14 protein-coding genes and 1 tRNA gene are annotated in these 15316 nt (G+C 60.9%); 6 read left to right on the plus strand and 9 right to left on the minus strand.

Annotated features, from left to right (window positions below; translation table 11 throughout):
- Positions 1–18: 18 nt before the first annotated feature.
- The 6 genes from VFV96_00375 (at position 19) to VFV96_00400 (ending at position 4819) form a co-directional block, all read left to right on the plus strand.
- Positions 19–660, plus strand: a complete 642-nt coding sequence (locus tag VFV96_00375; protein HEU5068851.1) for a nucleotidyltransferase family protein — start codon at positions 19–21, stop codon at positions 658–660.
- A complete protein-coding gene (locus VFV96_00380) occupies positions 657–1322 on the plus strand; it encodes a (2Fe-2S)-binding protein (GenBank protein ID HEU5068852.1) in 666 nt (221 codons plus the stop codon). The genes VFV96_00375 and VFV96_00380 overlap by 4 nt, the downstream gene beginning before the upstream one ends.
- Entirely contained in the window at positions 1306–3390 is a 2085-nt protein-coding gene (locus VFV96_00385; GenBank protein HEU5068853.1) for a xanthine dehydrogenase family protein molybdopterin-binding subunit, read from the plus strand. Before VFV96_00380 ends, VFV96_00385 begins: the two co-directional genes overlap by 17 nt.
- Positions 3391–3392: 2 nt before the next feature.
- Positions 3393–4355, plus strand: a complete 963-nt coding sequence (locus VFV96_00390) for an FAD binding domain-containing protein (GenBank protein ID HEU5068854.1) — start codon at positions 3393–3395, stop codon at positions 4353–4355.
- Between the two features lie 4 nt (positions 4356–4359).
- A complete protein-coding gene (locus tag VFV96_00395; protein HEU5068855.1) occupies positions 4360–4563 on the plus strand; it encodes a hypothetical protein in 204 nt (67 codons plus the stop codon).
- A 181-nt stretch (positions 4564–4744) separates the two neighbouring features.
- Positions 4745–4819, plus strand: a tRNA-Thr gene (locus VFV96_00400).
- A gap of 267 nt (positions 4820–5086) precedes the next feature.
- Here the strand turns inward: VFV96_00400 and VFV96_00405 are convergent.
- From VFV96_00405 to VFV96_00445, 9 genes are all read right to left on the minus strand, one after another.
- Positions 5087–6004, minus strand: a complete 918-nt coding sequence (locus VFV96_00405; GenBank protein HEU5068856.1) for an AraC family transcriptional regulator — start codon at positions 6002–6004, stop codon at positions 5087–5089.
- A 169-nt stretch (positions 6005–6173) separates the two neighbouring features.
- Positions 6174–7598, minus strand: coding sequence for an arabinose isomerase (locus tag VFV96_00410; protein HEU5068857.1), 1425 nt, complete (start codon positions 7596–7598; stop codon positions 6174–6176).
- 588 nt (positions 7599–8186) lie between these two features.
- Positions 8187–8936 (minus strand): sulfite exporter TauE/SafE family protein, encoded by a 750-nt coding sequence (locus tag VFV96_00415; protein ID HEU5068858.1) that lies wholly within the window; start codon positions 8934–8936, stop codon positions 8187–8189.
- Positions 8933–9298, minus strand: a complete 366-nt coding sequence (locus VFV96_00420; protein HEU5068859.1) for a DUF488 domain-containing protein — start codon at positions 9296–9298, stop codon at positions 8933–8935. Before VFV96_00420 ends, VFV96_00415 begins: the two co-directional genes overlap by 4 nt.
- Complete coding sequence (locus VFV96_00425; GenBank protein HEU5068860.1) at positions 9273–9587, minus strand: DUF6755 family protein; 315 nt, start codon at positions 9585–9587, stop codon at positions 9273–9275. Before VFV96_00425 ends, VFV96_00420 begins: the two co-directional genes overlap by 26 nt.
- Before the next feature lie 3 nt (positions 9588–9590).
- A complete protein-coding gene (locus tag VFV96_00430; protein ID HEU5068861.1) occupies positions 9591–10106 on the minus strand; it encodes a Rieske 2Fe-2S domain-containing protein in 516 nt (171 codons plus the stop codon).
- Positions 10103–10681: a 4Fe-4S dicluster domain-containing protein gene (locus tag VFV96_00435; GenBank protein HEU5068862.1), complete on the minus strand. Its 579-nt coding sequence runs from the start codon at positions 10679–10681 to the stop codon at positions 10103–10105. The genes VFV96_00430 and VFV96_00435 overlap by 4 nt, the downstream gene beginning before the upstream one ends.
- A gap of 10 nt (positions 10682–10691) precedes the next feature.
- Complete coding sequence (locus VFV96_00440; GenBank protein HEU5068863.1) at positions 10692–12899, minus strand: molybdopterin oxidoreductase family protein; 2208 nt, start codon at positions 12897–12899, stop codon at positions 10692–10694.
- Positions 12892–15123: an MFS transporter gene (locus tag VFV96_00445; protein ID HEU5068864.1), complete on the minus strand. Its 2232-nt coding sequence runs from the start codon at positions 15121–15123 to the stop codon at positions 12892–12894. Before VFV96_00445 ends, VFV96_00440 begins: the two co-directional genes overlap by 8 nt.
- Positions 15124–15316 lie beyond the last annotated feature (193 nt).

A 15316-nucleotide genomic window follows, 5' to 3' on the forward strand; every position in this document is an offset into this window, starting at 1 on the left:
GACCGGAGCACGAGTCCCATGGCATCGGAATCACTCCCCGCAAGCGGACCCGCGCTGGGGGTGGTGATTCTTGCCGCCGGCGCTTCCGTGCGCATGGGCCGCCCCAAGTTGCTGCTGCCGTGGCGCGGCACGTCCATCATCGGTCACCTGATTGCCCAATGGCACGAACCGGGCGCGGCTCAAATTGCTGTCGTTTGCCGGCCAGGCGATGCAGCGATGCAAGCCGAACTGGATCGGCTGGCTTTTCCACGGGCGGACCGAATTCACAATCCGAACGCCGGGCAGGGGATGTTCAGTTCGGTTCAATGTGCCGCCCGCTGGCCCGGCTGGCGGGATGCCCTGACGGGATGGGCCGTTGTTTTGGGTGACCAGCCCCATCTTCAAACGGGCACGCTCCGGCAGCTTGTTGCGTTGCATGAAAAGCATCCCGCCGCCATTGGTCAGCCACGTTTCGGAGAGCGGGTGGGTCATCCGGTGATTCTTCCGCGGACCGCTTTTGCCGGCTTGCGAACCACGGCGACAGCGACGCTGAAGGACTTTTTAAGCGAAACTATCGGTGAAAAGATTGAATGCGTCGTTGACGACGCCGGTCTCAGACTTGACTTGGACCGGCCCGAAGATTACGAGAAGGCATTGAACCTCTACTCCCGCACCTCATGAGCGATTTTGACTCCGCCCAACCGGGTTCGTTCTCCCGCCGTAATTTCATCAAAAGCCTCGGCACCACGGCCGTCGCCACCGCCGCCGCCCGGGCGCAGGCGGTCGCCGCCGAACTGGAAAAGGTCAATGGCGAAAAAATCGTGGGGCCCGAACCGGTGCCCGTGGCGTTGCAGGTCAACGGCGAAACCCTGCGGTTGCAACTGGAGCCGCGCGTCACGCTGCTGGATGCCTTGCGGAATTATTCGAGCCTGACCGGCGCCAAGGAAGGTTGTGATCGCGCGGGCTGCGGCGCGTGCACGGTGATGCTGGGCGAGGTGCCGGTTTACGCCTGCCAAAAACTGGCCATCGAAGCGCAGGGCCAGCCCATCACCACGGTGGAAGGACTGGCCAAGAATGGTGAATTGACGCCGGTGCAGCGGGCCTTTTTGGAGAAGGACGCGCTCATGTGCGGTTATTGCACGCCGGGATTTGTCATGAGCGTGACGGCGTTGTTGAAGAAGCATCCGCGGCCCACGGCGGAGCAGGTGCGGCACGTCTGCGCGGGGAATCTCTGCCGGTGCGGCACTCAGCCGCGCATCATCGAGGCCGCGTTGCAGGCGGCGGGCGTCAATCCGGTTCGCACCACCCAAACGGAGGTCATCGACTATGCCCAGCTGGCCTAAGGAAACGAAATACATCGGCCACGAGACGCATCGCATCGATGCGCCCGTCAAACTGACCGGCAAAGCCCGTTACTCGTCCGACATCCAGGCCGAGGGCTGGCTCTACGGCATGATCCTGCGATCAAAGTGGCCGGCGGCAAAAATCACGAGTCTCAATCTGGCCCCGGCGTTGAAGGTTCCGGGCATCAAGGCCGCAGTCACCGTCAAGGACGGCGAGCGCATCGTTCGCTACTACGGCGAGGAACTGGCGGCCGTGGCCGGCACCTCCAAGCAAGCCTGCCTCGATGCGTTGCACGCCATCGAAGTCGAGGCGAAGGAGCTGCCGTTCGTAGTGCATGAGCCGGACGCGATGAAACCCGATGCACCGGGCGTTTGGGAAGGTTCGGCCAACGCCTCGAAACCGCGCGTTCGCGAACAGGGGGAAGTGGACAAGGCGTTCTCTGAGTGCGCGGCCGTCATTGAAGGTTTTTATACGACGCCCGTGCAGATTCATCATCCGATGGAAACGCACGGCGCCACCGTTTCGTGGACGGATGAAGGTGTTACCGCGTGGGCTTCCACCCAGGGCATCAGCAGTGTGCGCGACGGTCTGGCCGGTGGCTTGCAACTGGACCACAGCCGTGTTCGCGTCATCACCGATCACATGGGCGGCGGGTTTGGCGCGAAGTTCGGGGCCGGCGTCGAGATGCTGCTTGCGGCGCGCCTGTCCCGGGAGGCCAAGGCGCCGGTTCGTTTGATGCTGACCCGCTTTGATCAGGGGCTGTCCGTGGGCAACCGTCCGTCGAGCTTTCAGAAGATCAAACTGGGTGCGAAGGCGGACGGCACGTTGCACGCCTACGAACTCGACAATTACGGCACAGCAGGCATCGGCAGCGGCGGCGCCTCCGAAGGCGGTGGTTCGGGGGTGGATTTTCCGGCGCCCTACATTTACCGGATTCCGAACACCCGCGTGAATCACACCGTGGTCGCGGTGAACGCCGGTTCTGCGCGGGCGTTCCGCGCGCCGGGCCACCCGCCGGCATCCTACGGAATGGAGTGCGCGATGGACGACCTGGCGGTGAAACTGGGCATCGATCCGCTGGCCCTGCGCATCAAAAATGACTCCAGCGAAATTCGCCAGCGCGAATACAAGCTCGGGGCGGAGCGCTTTGGCTGGAAACAAAAATACCGTCCACCCGGCACGTCGCCTGGGCCAATCAAAACCGGCGTTGGTTGTGGCGCGGCCACGTGGGGCGGGGGCGGCAGCCGGAGCACGCGGGGTGAAGCCCAGGTCAATCCTGACGGCAGCATTGAGGTGCGCCTGGGGGTGCAGGACATTGGCACCGGAACCCGCACGGTGATTGCCGTGATTGCCGCCGAGCTGCTGGGCCTGCGGCCCGACCAGATAACCGTCAAAATCGGCGACACCAATTACCCTCCCGGTCCGGGCAGCGGGGGCAGCACCACGTGTGCATCGGTTTCGCCCACGGTGCATGACATCTGCACGAAGGCGCTGGAACAGTTGCAGACGCAGACGGGCGTCGCGGATGCGCGCGGCGCCAACTGGTTCGCCACCTGCAAGAAGCTCGGCGTCGAACCCATGATTGTTCACGGCGGCTGGCAGCAGGGCCTTTCCTCCAGTGGCGTGGGCGGGGTGCAGTTTGCCGAAGTTGCGGTGGATACGGAAACCGGCCTGATCACCGTCAAGAAAATCACGTGTGTGCAGGATTGCGGGTTGATCATCGACAAGCTGACCGCCGAAAGCCAGGTGAACGGCGGCATTATCATGGGCATGGGATACGCGCTTTACGAAGAGCGTGTGCTGGATGCGCTTTCGGGGGTGCTCCTGAATCCCAACTTCGAAACCTACAAGTTGCCGGGCATTGCGGATGTGCCGGAGATTGACGTGGTGCTTTTGAACATGCCTGAACGGGGTGTCATTGGCTTGGGTGAGCCCGTGACGATTCCCACCGCCGGCGCCATTGCGAATGCGGTGGCCAACGCCATCGGCACGCGCGTGCCCAGTCTGCCCATCACGACCGCCAAGGTGCTGGCCGCACTGGGCAAAGTCCCCAAAGCCAGTTCCTGAACATGAAAGCCTTTGAATATGCCACCGCCCTGTCCACGGACTCCGCCCAGCAAATGGTGGACGGGCACGGCGAATACCTTGCCGGCGGCAACGATTTGCTGGGGCGGCTGAAGGATTACCTCACCGACGCCGGCCGGCTCGTCAACATCAAGTCGCTGCCTGGACTGAACCGCATCGAAAAGGGCGGCACGCATTGGACTCTTGGCGCGCTCGTGACCATCGCCCAACTCGAGGACGACCCGGAGCTCGGCCGGACGTTTCCGGGCCTGCAACATGCGGCGGCTGAAATCGCCTCACAGCAAATTCGCAACGTGGCCACGGTCGGCGGAAACCTCGCGCAACATTCACGCTGCTGGTATTATCGTCAGCGCGACACGGTCTGCCTCAAGAAGCACGGCGACCTCTGTTACGCCCGTCACGGCGACAATCGCTACCACAGTCTGTTTTCCGGCAACACCTGCATCAGCCCGGTCGTTTCCAATCTTGCCACCATGCTGGCCGCGCTCGACGCAACGGTGCTGGTGCAGCGGGAAGGCAAGCCCGTGCGCCTGAGCATTGCCGAGCTTTACGAGCGCGCATGGGAGAATCCCACCGCCCACAACTCGTTGCAGCATGGCGACCTGATTTTGCAGGTGGAAATTCCGACCGCCCGGCCGCAGAGCGCCTACCTGCAGGTGAGCGACAAGCACGAGTTTGACTGGGCGCTGGTCAGTTGCGCCGCCGCGGCGAAGGTCAGCCAGGGCAAACTCAGTCAGGCCCGCGTGGCACTGGGTTGCATAGCCCCGGTTCCGCATCAAGTTCAGGCCGCAAATGTGTTTCTGGAAGGCAAGGTCCTGGATGAGGACACCGTCACGCACGCGGCCGATTTGATTCTGAAGGACGCGCAGCCGCTGGCGTTCAATGGTTACAAAGTGCCGCTGGCGCATGCGCTCATCCGCCGCACCCTCCTAAAGTTGAAAGGCTGAAGCCATGAACCGCCCACTTTGCAAACATCTCCGCACCAAATCCCTTTACGTTGGCGTTGCGCCGCAGGACGCCTTTGCGGACAAGGAAGGGGAACGCGCGTCACCATGCCATTTTTGGTGCAACCGGACCCAGACCGTCGTGGGTGTGGATGACCGGCCCGTTCACAAGGCCACGTGCGATTCCTCGCGTTCATGCTTCGAGGATTGAAGTTCTGCTTTGCAATCGCTGCGCTCAAGTTGGGGTTTGCCGCGAGCAATGCGCCTGTTTGTCTTCAAGCTTGGGAATGTTCACTTGACGAACCGCAGATAGGCCGCTTTGCTGGGCGCCGTTCGCTTTAGGGCGGACTTCAGTCCTCCGGCAATTTAGTTTCTCCGCCGGGTCTTCGGACGCCAGCTTAGCTCAGTGGTAGAGCAACGGTTTTGTAAACCGTCGGTCGTCGGTTCAAATCCGACAGCTGGCTCCAGTTCTTGATGCCCGGGTGCCAGAGATTTTCACCAACGGCTGTCGCCTGTCATTCATCGACGGATAAAAGGACGATTCAAACTTGCAGTGATGCCGTCGCCTGCGGCGAGATGTTCCGGGTTGCTTTTGACTTCGGGAGGCTGGGTTGCGACGGCAGCGGGGGGGGGGCATATAAGGGAGTTTGCCAGGCTGACAATTGGACATTTCGATTTTGGATGTTTTCCTCTCTTGCACAAATCGCCCACGAGGTGCTTCCCTCCGTAAGCATCTATTCGACGCTTCCGGCGCGGGCCTTGCTTTGCGCACGTTCGCGCCAGGTGCCGGGTGTCAGGCCGACTTTCTTGTGGAAAATCCGGGAAAAGTATTGGGGATCTTCGAAGCCGATGCGCAGCGCGATTTCCTTCAGGGAGAGGCTGCTTTGACTCAGCAAGTCACGGGCGCACGCCAGGCGTATGTCCAACAGGTAGTGATGCGGACTCAAACCGGTGTGGTGAGTGAAGGCTCGGCGGAACCAGCGATAGCTGACGTTGAGTTCGGCTGCGAGTTCGGTCATGTCAATTGGTTGCTCCAAGGACGCGCGCAGCCGCTCCATCGCGCGATGGATGATTCGTTGCCCGGGATCCTCGCCGGTGAACTTGGATTGCTGCACGGAATACAGCCGTGCCAGGATCTGCAAGGTCGTGCCGGCGAGCTGTTGTTGGAGCGCCGGAGCATTGGCGCGGACGGACGCCATGATGTCGCTGAACAGGCTCAGCATTTTGGCTTCGGTGCCCGAGCGCAGCACGGGTCGGCCGGTGGTGAAAAATCCGTTTCGCACCAGATGCCGGGCCAGGTTGCCGTTGAACCCGATCCAATGCTCCGTCCAGCCCGTGGCGGGGTCGGGGGCGTAGCTGTGCCATACGCCGGGGAAGAGCAGGAAAACGGTGCCTGCCTCGATGGTTGAACGCCGGGAGGAGCCAGACTTGAACCAGCCCCGGCCGGCGGAGATGTAAACAATCTGGTGTTCCTGCAGCACGCGGCCTCCGGGCATTTGAAAGCGATATTTTTTCGGATGGGTGGCTGGAGGGTAGGCGGTGCCGGGACCAAGGTGGGATTCGCCCACCGTGGTGACGAAGAGGCCCCAATCCCGGTCGCGCTCCGCAACGGGGAAATAGCGATAGAAAGTTCGGCTGCTGTCCACAGGCATAGTTGCCCCCGCAACTGCAAGGCCGGATGCCGCGGGGCCATCTCCTGCGTTGCGCCGGAACGCGCACTGGCCATTCAACCGAAGTCATCACCAGTGCGGGGTGGAAAACCTATAACGACGCCCTTCCGGACGCGCAATGGCTTTTTGCGGTTTCAGTGCAGCAAGGTTGTCAGCATACTTGGGTGCACTCGATGCCCAGGAGCGCCGCCAGTTTATGCAGCTTGTGGGCGATGTGGCCGACGCCCACCGCACAGTGATGCGCGGGGCCATGGGCATTCCACTCAGTGACGAAGCGTCGGGCTCCAATTGGAAACCGGTAACGGCTGTTGGTGTTGCCAATTTCGAGAATCGGTCCGGGCACGGACTCGGCTTCGGCGGTGAGCAGTTTGAGCCGTCCTTCAGCCGTTTGCACCACGGCGAGCAGGGTCACCGGCCCATGCTTGACGGACATTTCCACGGACAAGCCGCGGCCGACCTTGCCATGATAAACGCGCAACGGCCGCACCTTGGTCCTGCCTTCGGCAATGGCCATGTGGCCCGGCCCGTCGTGCCCCATCAGCACGACATCGTGGTTGAAGTCCATCGTGTAGTATTCGGTGAATGAACCGCCGGCTCCGAAGCTGTCCATGATCTTCATCGCTTGGGCGTTCTTGACCTCGTATTCGCCGGCCACGGGGATGCCCCGTGCGGTGAGCAGCGAGGTGCCGAGAATGATGGAGCTGATGGTGTCGGCGTTGTCTGGCTGGCCGGTGCCCTGGTAGTAATACGCCAGGGAACCCAGTTTGTGCGACGCCACCAGGCGGTCCAGCGCGACCGAAGTGCGGGCTGCCCGTTCGAGTTCCGTCGGGGCGCAATCGGGCTGGATCTCGAAGGCCGCCCGAAACTCCGCCAGTTTGCGTTTGATGGCGTCGGCGCGGACTTCCCGGCGCAACGCGGCCAGTTCATCCACTTCGATGATTTCCGCATGGCCGCCAAAAACGGCGCATTGCAGCGTGACATCCGAGTAAATGTCGAGCATGCCGCCGTAGTAATGCCCCATCAGGCCGAGCCGGTTGTGGAACATGATCTGGGCCACGCGCGCCGCGTCAATCCACGCATCGATTTCCTCCCAGGCGGATTCATTATCGAGAAGTGTGCCGGTGATTTGGTGAAAACCGATTCTTGCGCGATGAAACACATTGGCCAGCTCCGGCACTGGACAGGCTCCGCAATGCGCCAGCCATTCGCCCGTCATGGCGGTCCGATCTCCCATCCGATTGAAACGGTCATAATCAATCGCAGCCGCCGGCTGAAGATTGAGCACGATGACCGGAACTTTCGCCCGTTGCACAACGGGCAGCACGGTCGAAGACAGCGCATAGGTCGTGGCTTGGAGAAAAATCAGGTCCACGTCCTCCTGGCGGAAGCGGTGCCCGGCGGCCAGCGCCTTGGGTGGGCTGTCAATGAGACCGAGATTGACCACTTCCACTCCGTCGCGTTCCAACCGGCCATGCGTCACCCGCAGATACCCTTCGAGCCGCCGTTTCAGGCCCTTGAATTGGGACCAATACGCTTCGAGCCCGATGCCAAACAGACCAACGCGGAGAGGCGGCAAATCCTGCTGGGAAACGCTCCATCGCGCTCCTTCCGCGACTGGTCGCCGCACGGTCGCCGATGCCAAACTCTGGCGCCGTTGGGAGGTTTTCGCCCGAGCGAGGCGACCAACAGGTGGGGCCGTGTTTCCGCCCCTGGTGGTTCGATGGTTCATAGTCATCGGGTAATTTTACCCCGCCGCGAACCGTTTCCGCATTGGACGTGCTGGCCATTTCGTTGGACTTTCTGACCGGGTTGCTCTTCCTGCGGTTCAGCAGCTTGGACGGCGTATCGTGGGAAGCCGCCGGAGACCAACAAACGAACGCGGGGGAAAACCGCTTCGGACGGTTGATCCCGGTGAGTTGAATCGGACCCGACGAAGGCGCTGGCTTTGAATCGGTGCGATCCGTGGCTCGAAGTCTTCTTCTCCGCATCGAGTTTGCCTTTCCGCGCCGGGTGAATGCGCCGTGACCACACATCAAGGGTGTCAGAAACCGGGAAGGGTTCGGGACGAAATTGTCAGACGATTCCGTTTGTTGTTGGCCACGAAGGCAATTGTGAGATTCACCATTCTTCTGGTGAATTGCCCGGGCGTTTGCCTGCATTGGCGTCACTGCCGGAAAATTTCGATCAGCAGGGTCGAGCCAACCACGAGCAGCCCGGCAAAAATAACCCGATAAAATCGCCGGCCTTCCATGCGCTGATTGGCGATGCGTCCCAACAGCACTGCCACCACCAGGCCGGGAAGTGACCACACATAAAACCGGCTTACGTCGCGCGTCCAGAGGCCCGCGTTCCAGAGGCCGAACATCACCACGGCGCTGGCCACGAGAAAATAACCCTGCAGGGTCGCGCGAAATCGCACCGGCGACCACTTGCACAAGGCGCCATAAACGACCAGCGGCGGACCATTCATTCCGTAGGCGCCGCCGAGGATTCCCGACGTGAAACCAAACAGCCACGCGAACCGGTCGTCGCTCAGTTCGCCCGCCGTTCCGCCGTGCAGCGAGTAAATTGAGAACGCCAGAATCATCAGTGCGAGCAGCGCTTTGACCGCGGCTTCGGGCGTCACTTGGAGCAGCCACAATCCGACCGGAATGCCGAGCAGGCTGGAGATGATCAATTTGCCGGCGCTGAACACATGCACGTGCTTCCAATCCTGCGCCACAACCATCGCCGCGATGGTAATGGACGCGAGAACCGCCAAGGGGACGGCAATTTTGACGGGGACCATCAAGGCCAGCACCGGCACGCTGACGAGCGCTTCGCCGAAGCCGAACGTGGAACGGACCAGCGTTGCCCCGAACAACACCAGCGGCACGACAATCGCAAGGAAATCTGGCCGTGACGCGACCGTCATTCCCCGAACCTCGTTTTCAATTTCCCTTCCAGGTAAATCTTCAACACCGCGGCGTTGTTGTGTTCGAGGTCGTGCGCACCGAACAACAGCGTCACGTCGCCGGATTTGGCAGCGTCCAGCAACGGCCGCCACGCGGCAGGCTGCCCGTCGAGTTCGATGCGGTAGCGGCGCTGAAATTCCTTCCACTTCGCCGGATCGTGATTGAACCACTGGCGCAATTCCTTGCTGGGCGCTGCGTCTTTGATCCAGGCGGTCAGGCGGAGCGCCTCTTTTTTGACGCCACGCGGCCAAAGACGGTCCACCAGGAAGCGGCGCCCGTCCGCCTTCGCAGGGGGCTCATAGGCTCGCTTGGTTCGAATCATGACGCGTATTGGCAATTGGTTTCGTTTCGTCCGGCGGGCGGCCCTCATTCGAGTTCCGCGCCTCCGAGTCCACCCGGTTGACGAACAAGTAGAGACCGGTGCAAGTCAGCAGAAGCAGGCCGGAGACGATTGCCGCGGGCAGCGCCACGGAGCGGTGGCCGGCGAGATACGCTTCGAGCGTCGCGGTGAGCAGCCACATCTGGACGATCAGCAGCAGCGCAATCAGCGCCAGCGCGCCGTCAATGGCGGTCAACCCTTGCTTGCGGGTCGGCGGGGTTCGCTCGGACATGACCTAACTTTCAGTTGTCGTTTCCATCGCGACGGCGACCAGGTGGTCGCCTTCCCGCTTCAACACCACGCGAGGCAGCGGGCGGGTCGGCGGTCCTTGGAGGACATTCCCGGTTTTGACCGCAAAGTAGCCTTCGTGACACGGACACTCGATGCGTTTCCTTTCCGGGGCGTAATAGACTGCGCACGACAGGTGCGTGCATTTCTGGCTGTAAGCCACGAAGGTTTCTGCGTCGGGACGAATCAGGATGCACGGATCTTTTTCCGTGGGATAACGAAACAGGCGAACGCCTCCGACCGGGATTTCATTCACGTCTGCCACGGTTTTTTGAGGATAAACCGGCTGCTTGTATAACCAGGCGCGGACGGTGATCCACACGTTGCCCACGAACATTCCGAGGCTCGTCAGGACAAGGAACTTGGTGAACTGGCGACGGCTGACATAGCGTTCGTCCGCAGCGCGAATGGAAAACTCATCCTGCCACAGCGGTTCTTTGCTCGTTTGTCGAAACAGTTTCATGGTTTTGCCTCCCAGATGTAATCGGCGACGTCCACCGAAACGGCGTTTTCGTCCGGCGGCACCATCATGTGGACCTTGGTGGTCACCCGCTGCCTGCCGAATTGAAAAACGTTTGTCGGCTTTTCGCGACGGCTTCGTTCGATCTGCTCGCGCGGCACGAAAGCCAGCGCCTGACTCGGACAAACGGTGGCGCACATGGGGCGCTTGCCGGCCGAGGTCCGGTCGTAGCACATGTCGCATTTCATCATCTGCTCCAGCTCGGTCATCATCTTCGGGATGCCGAAGGGGCATGCCAGCACGCAATTCGAACACGCGATGCACCGCGGCTTGAGCGAGGACTGCACCACGCCGTCCTCGGTCTTCTTGATTGCGTCCGCCGGACAAACCTTGGCGCACGTCGGGTCGTCACAGTGCATGCAGACAAACGGGACGGTCGCGATGGTGTTCGCCCGATCCAGATAATCCACATGAATCATGGGCGTGCCGCGATGCGTTTCGCATTCGGCACACGCGTTCACGCACGACTGACAGCCGATGCAGCGTGAGGGGTCAACGTAAAACTCGTAGCCGAACATCTCAGTTTCCTCAGTCGGATTGCTTGCCCGCCCATTCCGGAGGAGTCTCCGCTTTGCGAATCCGGCAGGCTGAAACCTTGAACTCAGGAATTTTGCTGCGCGGATCCAATGTGCGATGGGTCAATTTGTTTGCGCTCTTTTTCCCAGCCCAATGGTAAGGAATAAAAACCGTGTCCGGCCGAATTGTGCGCACCACCATCGCGCGCAGGATGATTTCCGCGCGCCGCGTGGTGATCGCCACCCAGTCGCCGTCTTTGATTCCTTGCTGCTCCGCGAGGCGCGGATGAATCTCCAATCGCGGTTCGGGATACTGGTCCACCAGCGCGCCAATCCGGCGGGTTTGGGTTCCGGAAAGGTATTGGCTCACGACCCGGCCGGTGGTGAGGTAAACGGGGAATTCTTCGTTCACTGGATCGCCGCTCTCCCGATAGGGCGTCGGCATGAACCGCAGTTTTCCGTCTTCGTGGAATGATTTCCGGTCCTCGAACAACCGCGGCGTGCCGGGATGGTCGAGCGTCGGGCACGGCCAGAAGACGCCCATCTGCCGGTCAATTTTTTCGTAGGTGATGCCGTAATAATCCGCATGGCCGCCGCGGGAGGCTTCGCGCAGTTCATCAAAAATCTGCCGCGACGATTGATACGGGAAAAACTTTTCCTTCCCGAGCCGCCGCGCGAGATCGCAGTAAATTTCCCAGTCCACCCGCGCGTTGCCTGGCGGATCCACGGCGCGCTGAATGTGAATCACCCGGCCTTCCACGTTTGCCGTCACGCCTTCGTCTTCTTCCTGCAAACTGCCCGCCAGCACGACGTCGGCATGATGCGCGGTTTCTGACAAAAAGAAGTCCACGACGCCGAAAAACTCCAGCTTCTCCAGCGCTTCCCGGGTGAAATCGGCATTGGGCAACGAAACCAGCGGGTTGAAGCACATCGAAAGCAGCCCTTTGATTTCACCGCGATGAATGGCTTCCATGATTTCTTGGGCGGAATAACCTGCCTGCGGAATCTCGTCAGGCGAAATGCCCCAGACTTTCGCCACGTGCGCCCGGCCTTCGGGATCGTTGATCATCCGCTGGCCGGGAAGTTGGTCGCATTTTTGTCCGTGCTCGCGCCCGCCCTGGCCGTTGCCCTGGCCGGTGATCATCATGCAGCCGGCGCCTTCGCGGCCCAGATTTCCGGTGGCCAGACACAGGTTGATGATGGCCGAACAGTTTTCCACGCCCTTCGATTGATGCTCGATGCCGCGCGCGTGCAACGCGATCGCACGTTCGGCCTCGCCAAACCAGTGCGCCGCTTTTTCAATCGCATCCGGCGGCACTCCGGTCAGGTCGGCGGCTTTTTTCGGATCGTATTGCCTGACCATGTCCGCCACCGCGTCGAAGCCCGAAGTGTATTGTTCAATGAATTCGCGATCCTCCAGCCCGTCGCGCAAAATGACGTGCAGCAGGCTCATCAACAAGATGACGTCCATGCCCGGGCGCACCGGCAGATACAAATCCGCATTGCGCGTGATCGGCGTCATGCGCGGGTCAATGACGATGAGTTTTCCACCGTTATCGCGGCAGCGCCACACGTAGTCGGTTGTGATGGGCGAGCATTCGGCAACGTTGGAACCGGCGATGAGCAGCACCTGCGCTTTGGGAATGTCACTCCATGGGTTGGGCGCGCGATCCACACCGAACGCGAGTTTGTAGGCGACGCCGGCCGAAACCATGCAGAGCCGGCCGTTGTAATCAATATGCCGAGTGCCCAGCGCGACGCGTGCAAATTTGCCCAGCAGATAGGACTTCTCGGTCGTCAACGAAGCGCCGCCGTAAATCGCCACCGCGTCCTTGCCGTAACGCTCCTGAATCTCCCGCATCCGGCGCGTGGTGAAATCCAGAGCCTCGTCCCACGTGGCGGTTCGAAAACCTTTATCGGTCCGCAGCAGCGGATCGAGCAGTCGATCGGGATGATTGCTCTGCAAGTAGCGTTTCACGCCCTTGGGACAAAGCATGCCGCGGTTGAAGGGGAACTCTTCCCACGGTTCAAAGCCGATGACCTGATTGCCGCGAATCTTGAGCTGGATGCCGCATTGCTGGCCGCAGAAGCAGCAATGCGTTTTCACGAGACGTTCGGCCGGATTGCGGGACTCGTCGCGCCAGCCACCGGGCGGCACGTAGTTCAGGTGCGGGCCGAAGCGCTCCGTCAATTCTGCAACTGGCAGCGGCGGTTTAGCCATGGTGTTGCTCCTTCATTCTCAATTGTGCCGATGCGATGGCTTTGCGTTTGCACGCCGGGCAAAGTCCCTGCCAGTGTCCGGCTGGTCCGGGCATGGAATAGTCGAAACCGAGTTGCCCCAACACGATGCGCAAATCATCCACGTGCATTCGCGAGGCAAAGCGCTCACCACAGCGTGCGCAGTGGGTTCCTTCATCCTTGTCGCCGGCTGCGTGGTAAAACTTCACGCCCAATTGGGCGGGCCGCTGGAAAATGTGAAAGAACTTGCCGAACGGCAGGAACAACAGCGCGGCTATGACCGTGATCGCGTGGAGAATTGAAAGGAAGCCGTAATAATTGCCGCGCAGCCAAAGCGTCGAAACCGTCAATGCCAGACCGGTAATCGAAATCGCGAACAGGAGAATGATCGGCAGAAAATCCATCGCGAAGGATTGCACCGCCTGCGCGCCGCGATCCAGCATGCGGCGCCACAGCGACAGCGCGATGCCCGTGATCACCAGAAGCGCGGCGAAATCCAGTCCGTGAAAGATTACCCACGAGACGATGGTGCGGATTTTGAACCACATCGCCGGAAAGCCAAAAAGATAGCCGATGTAGGTCATCTGGTCGTTGGGCGCGGATTCAAAATAAATCCATCCAAACACGAGCGGGAAGGTGATGGCTGCGGCGAGCACGCAGCCCCAAAACAAGAACTGATGCATCCACCAGCGCAGCCGCGAACGGCGGTAAATGAATGTCTGCCAGGCAATGTTCCGCGTCGCCAGCACGGAGGTTCGTGTGAGCGCCCGGAAAATCCCTTCCTTCCGGAACATCTCCCAGCCACGCCGCCAGAAGAGTTTTGTGGGCGGCTTTTGCAACCAGACGTAATAGTGATAGGTCACGCCCCACCAGGAAAAAATGCACGCGAACGTATAGACGACCAGGGCGGCATCAAACGTTTCGAGATTTCGCGAGCCAACCACAATCGCCGCCACGAGAATGCCGGTCCACATCGTGGCCCAGGCGGCGGCGCGCAGGCGGTCGGCGGTTCGCGTGAACTCCGCCGGCAAACGCAATTCGACCTGCTCCTGGCGCGACAGGAAGACTTTCCGGTTGATCAACCACAGGACAACTGCGGTCGCTGAAAACAGCAGGAAACCCGGCCAGATGATGTTGAACTGCTGGCGAAAGAACCCGAGCAGCAACGGCGGGAAAAAACCTCCAATTCCGCCCAGCGCGCCGACCAAGCCGCCGACCGTTCCGGTTTCCTTCGGGAAAAACTGTGGCACAAGCTTGAACACGGCGCCGTTCCCGAGCCCCAGCAGCGCGGCGCATCCCAGCGCGCCGACCGTGAACGGGACGATTGCGGGCCAGGCAAGCAGCAGCGCAAACAATGCGATGCCCAGAAACACACCGGCCAGAACACGAGCCCCACCGATGCGGTCCGAAAGCCATCCACCAACCGGTCGCAACAGGGTGGCGACGACCACAAAGCCCGCCGCGCGAAAACCCGCGTCCATGATGCTCAACCCGAAATCATCGCGCAGCAACAGTGGCAGATAGATCGAGAAGGCAACGAATCCACCGAAGGTCAGGAAATAAAACGCTGCCAGCGCCCAGGAAAGTTTCTCCCGGACGAGAACGCCGACCATTTCACGGACTGTGGCCGGGCGTCGCGTCGCCGGTGCGTTTCGAGCGAGCAAAGCGAAAACAATCGCCCACACGATCAGCAATACCGCTGTTCCCCGATACACCGATTGCCAACCCACCGCCGCGGCGATCACCGGGCCCAGGAATACCGCCGCCGATTGCCCGATGTTGCCCAGGCCATAAACGCCGAGCGCGCCGCCTTGTTTCGCCGCGGGCGTCCAAGGCGAAACGTATCCGATGCCGACCGCGAACGATGATCCAGCAAGGCCCAGAAAGAAACCGACCGTCAGAAGTTGAGAATAACTTGCCGCCCACGGCACGATGAAGGCTGGAATCGCGCTCACCACCATCAGCACGGAGAACACGCCCCGGCCGCCCCAGCGGTCCGTCAACATGCCCATGGGAATTCGCGCCAGCGCACCCAAAATGACGGGCGCCGCCACGAGCGCCGCGCTCTGCGTCGGAGTCAGATTAAAAATGCGCCGAAACTCGGGCGCGAAAGCGCTGATCAAACCCCAGACCGCGAAGCAAAGCGTGAACGAAACGGTCCCCAACGCCACGTGGCCTGCAAACGACTGCTTGTCCTCGTTTTTCATGGGCGTTCTAATGTTTGTCTTACGTCATTGCGCCAAGTGCGTCGAGCAAAGATGAAAACTTTTCGATTCAATAGGGCTGGGTTGTCGTCGTTGCGTGACATTTCCGCATCTTCACATTCCCAGAGGCCGTAATTTCTCCGGCAACGGCGGCCGATGATCTTGCAGCCACATTCTTGTCGGGCGTTGCGCGGCT

The organism is Verrucomicrobiia bacterium, from assembly GCA_035765895.1.
In the GTDB taxonomy this organism is placed as follows: domain Bacteria; phylum Verrucomicrobiota; class Verrucomicrobiia; order Limisphaerales; family DSYF01; genus DSYF01.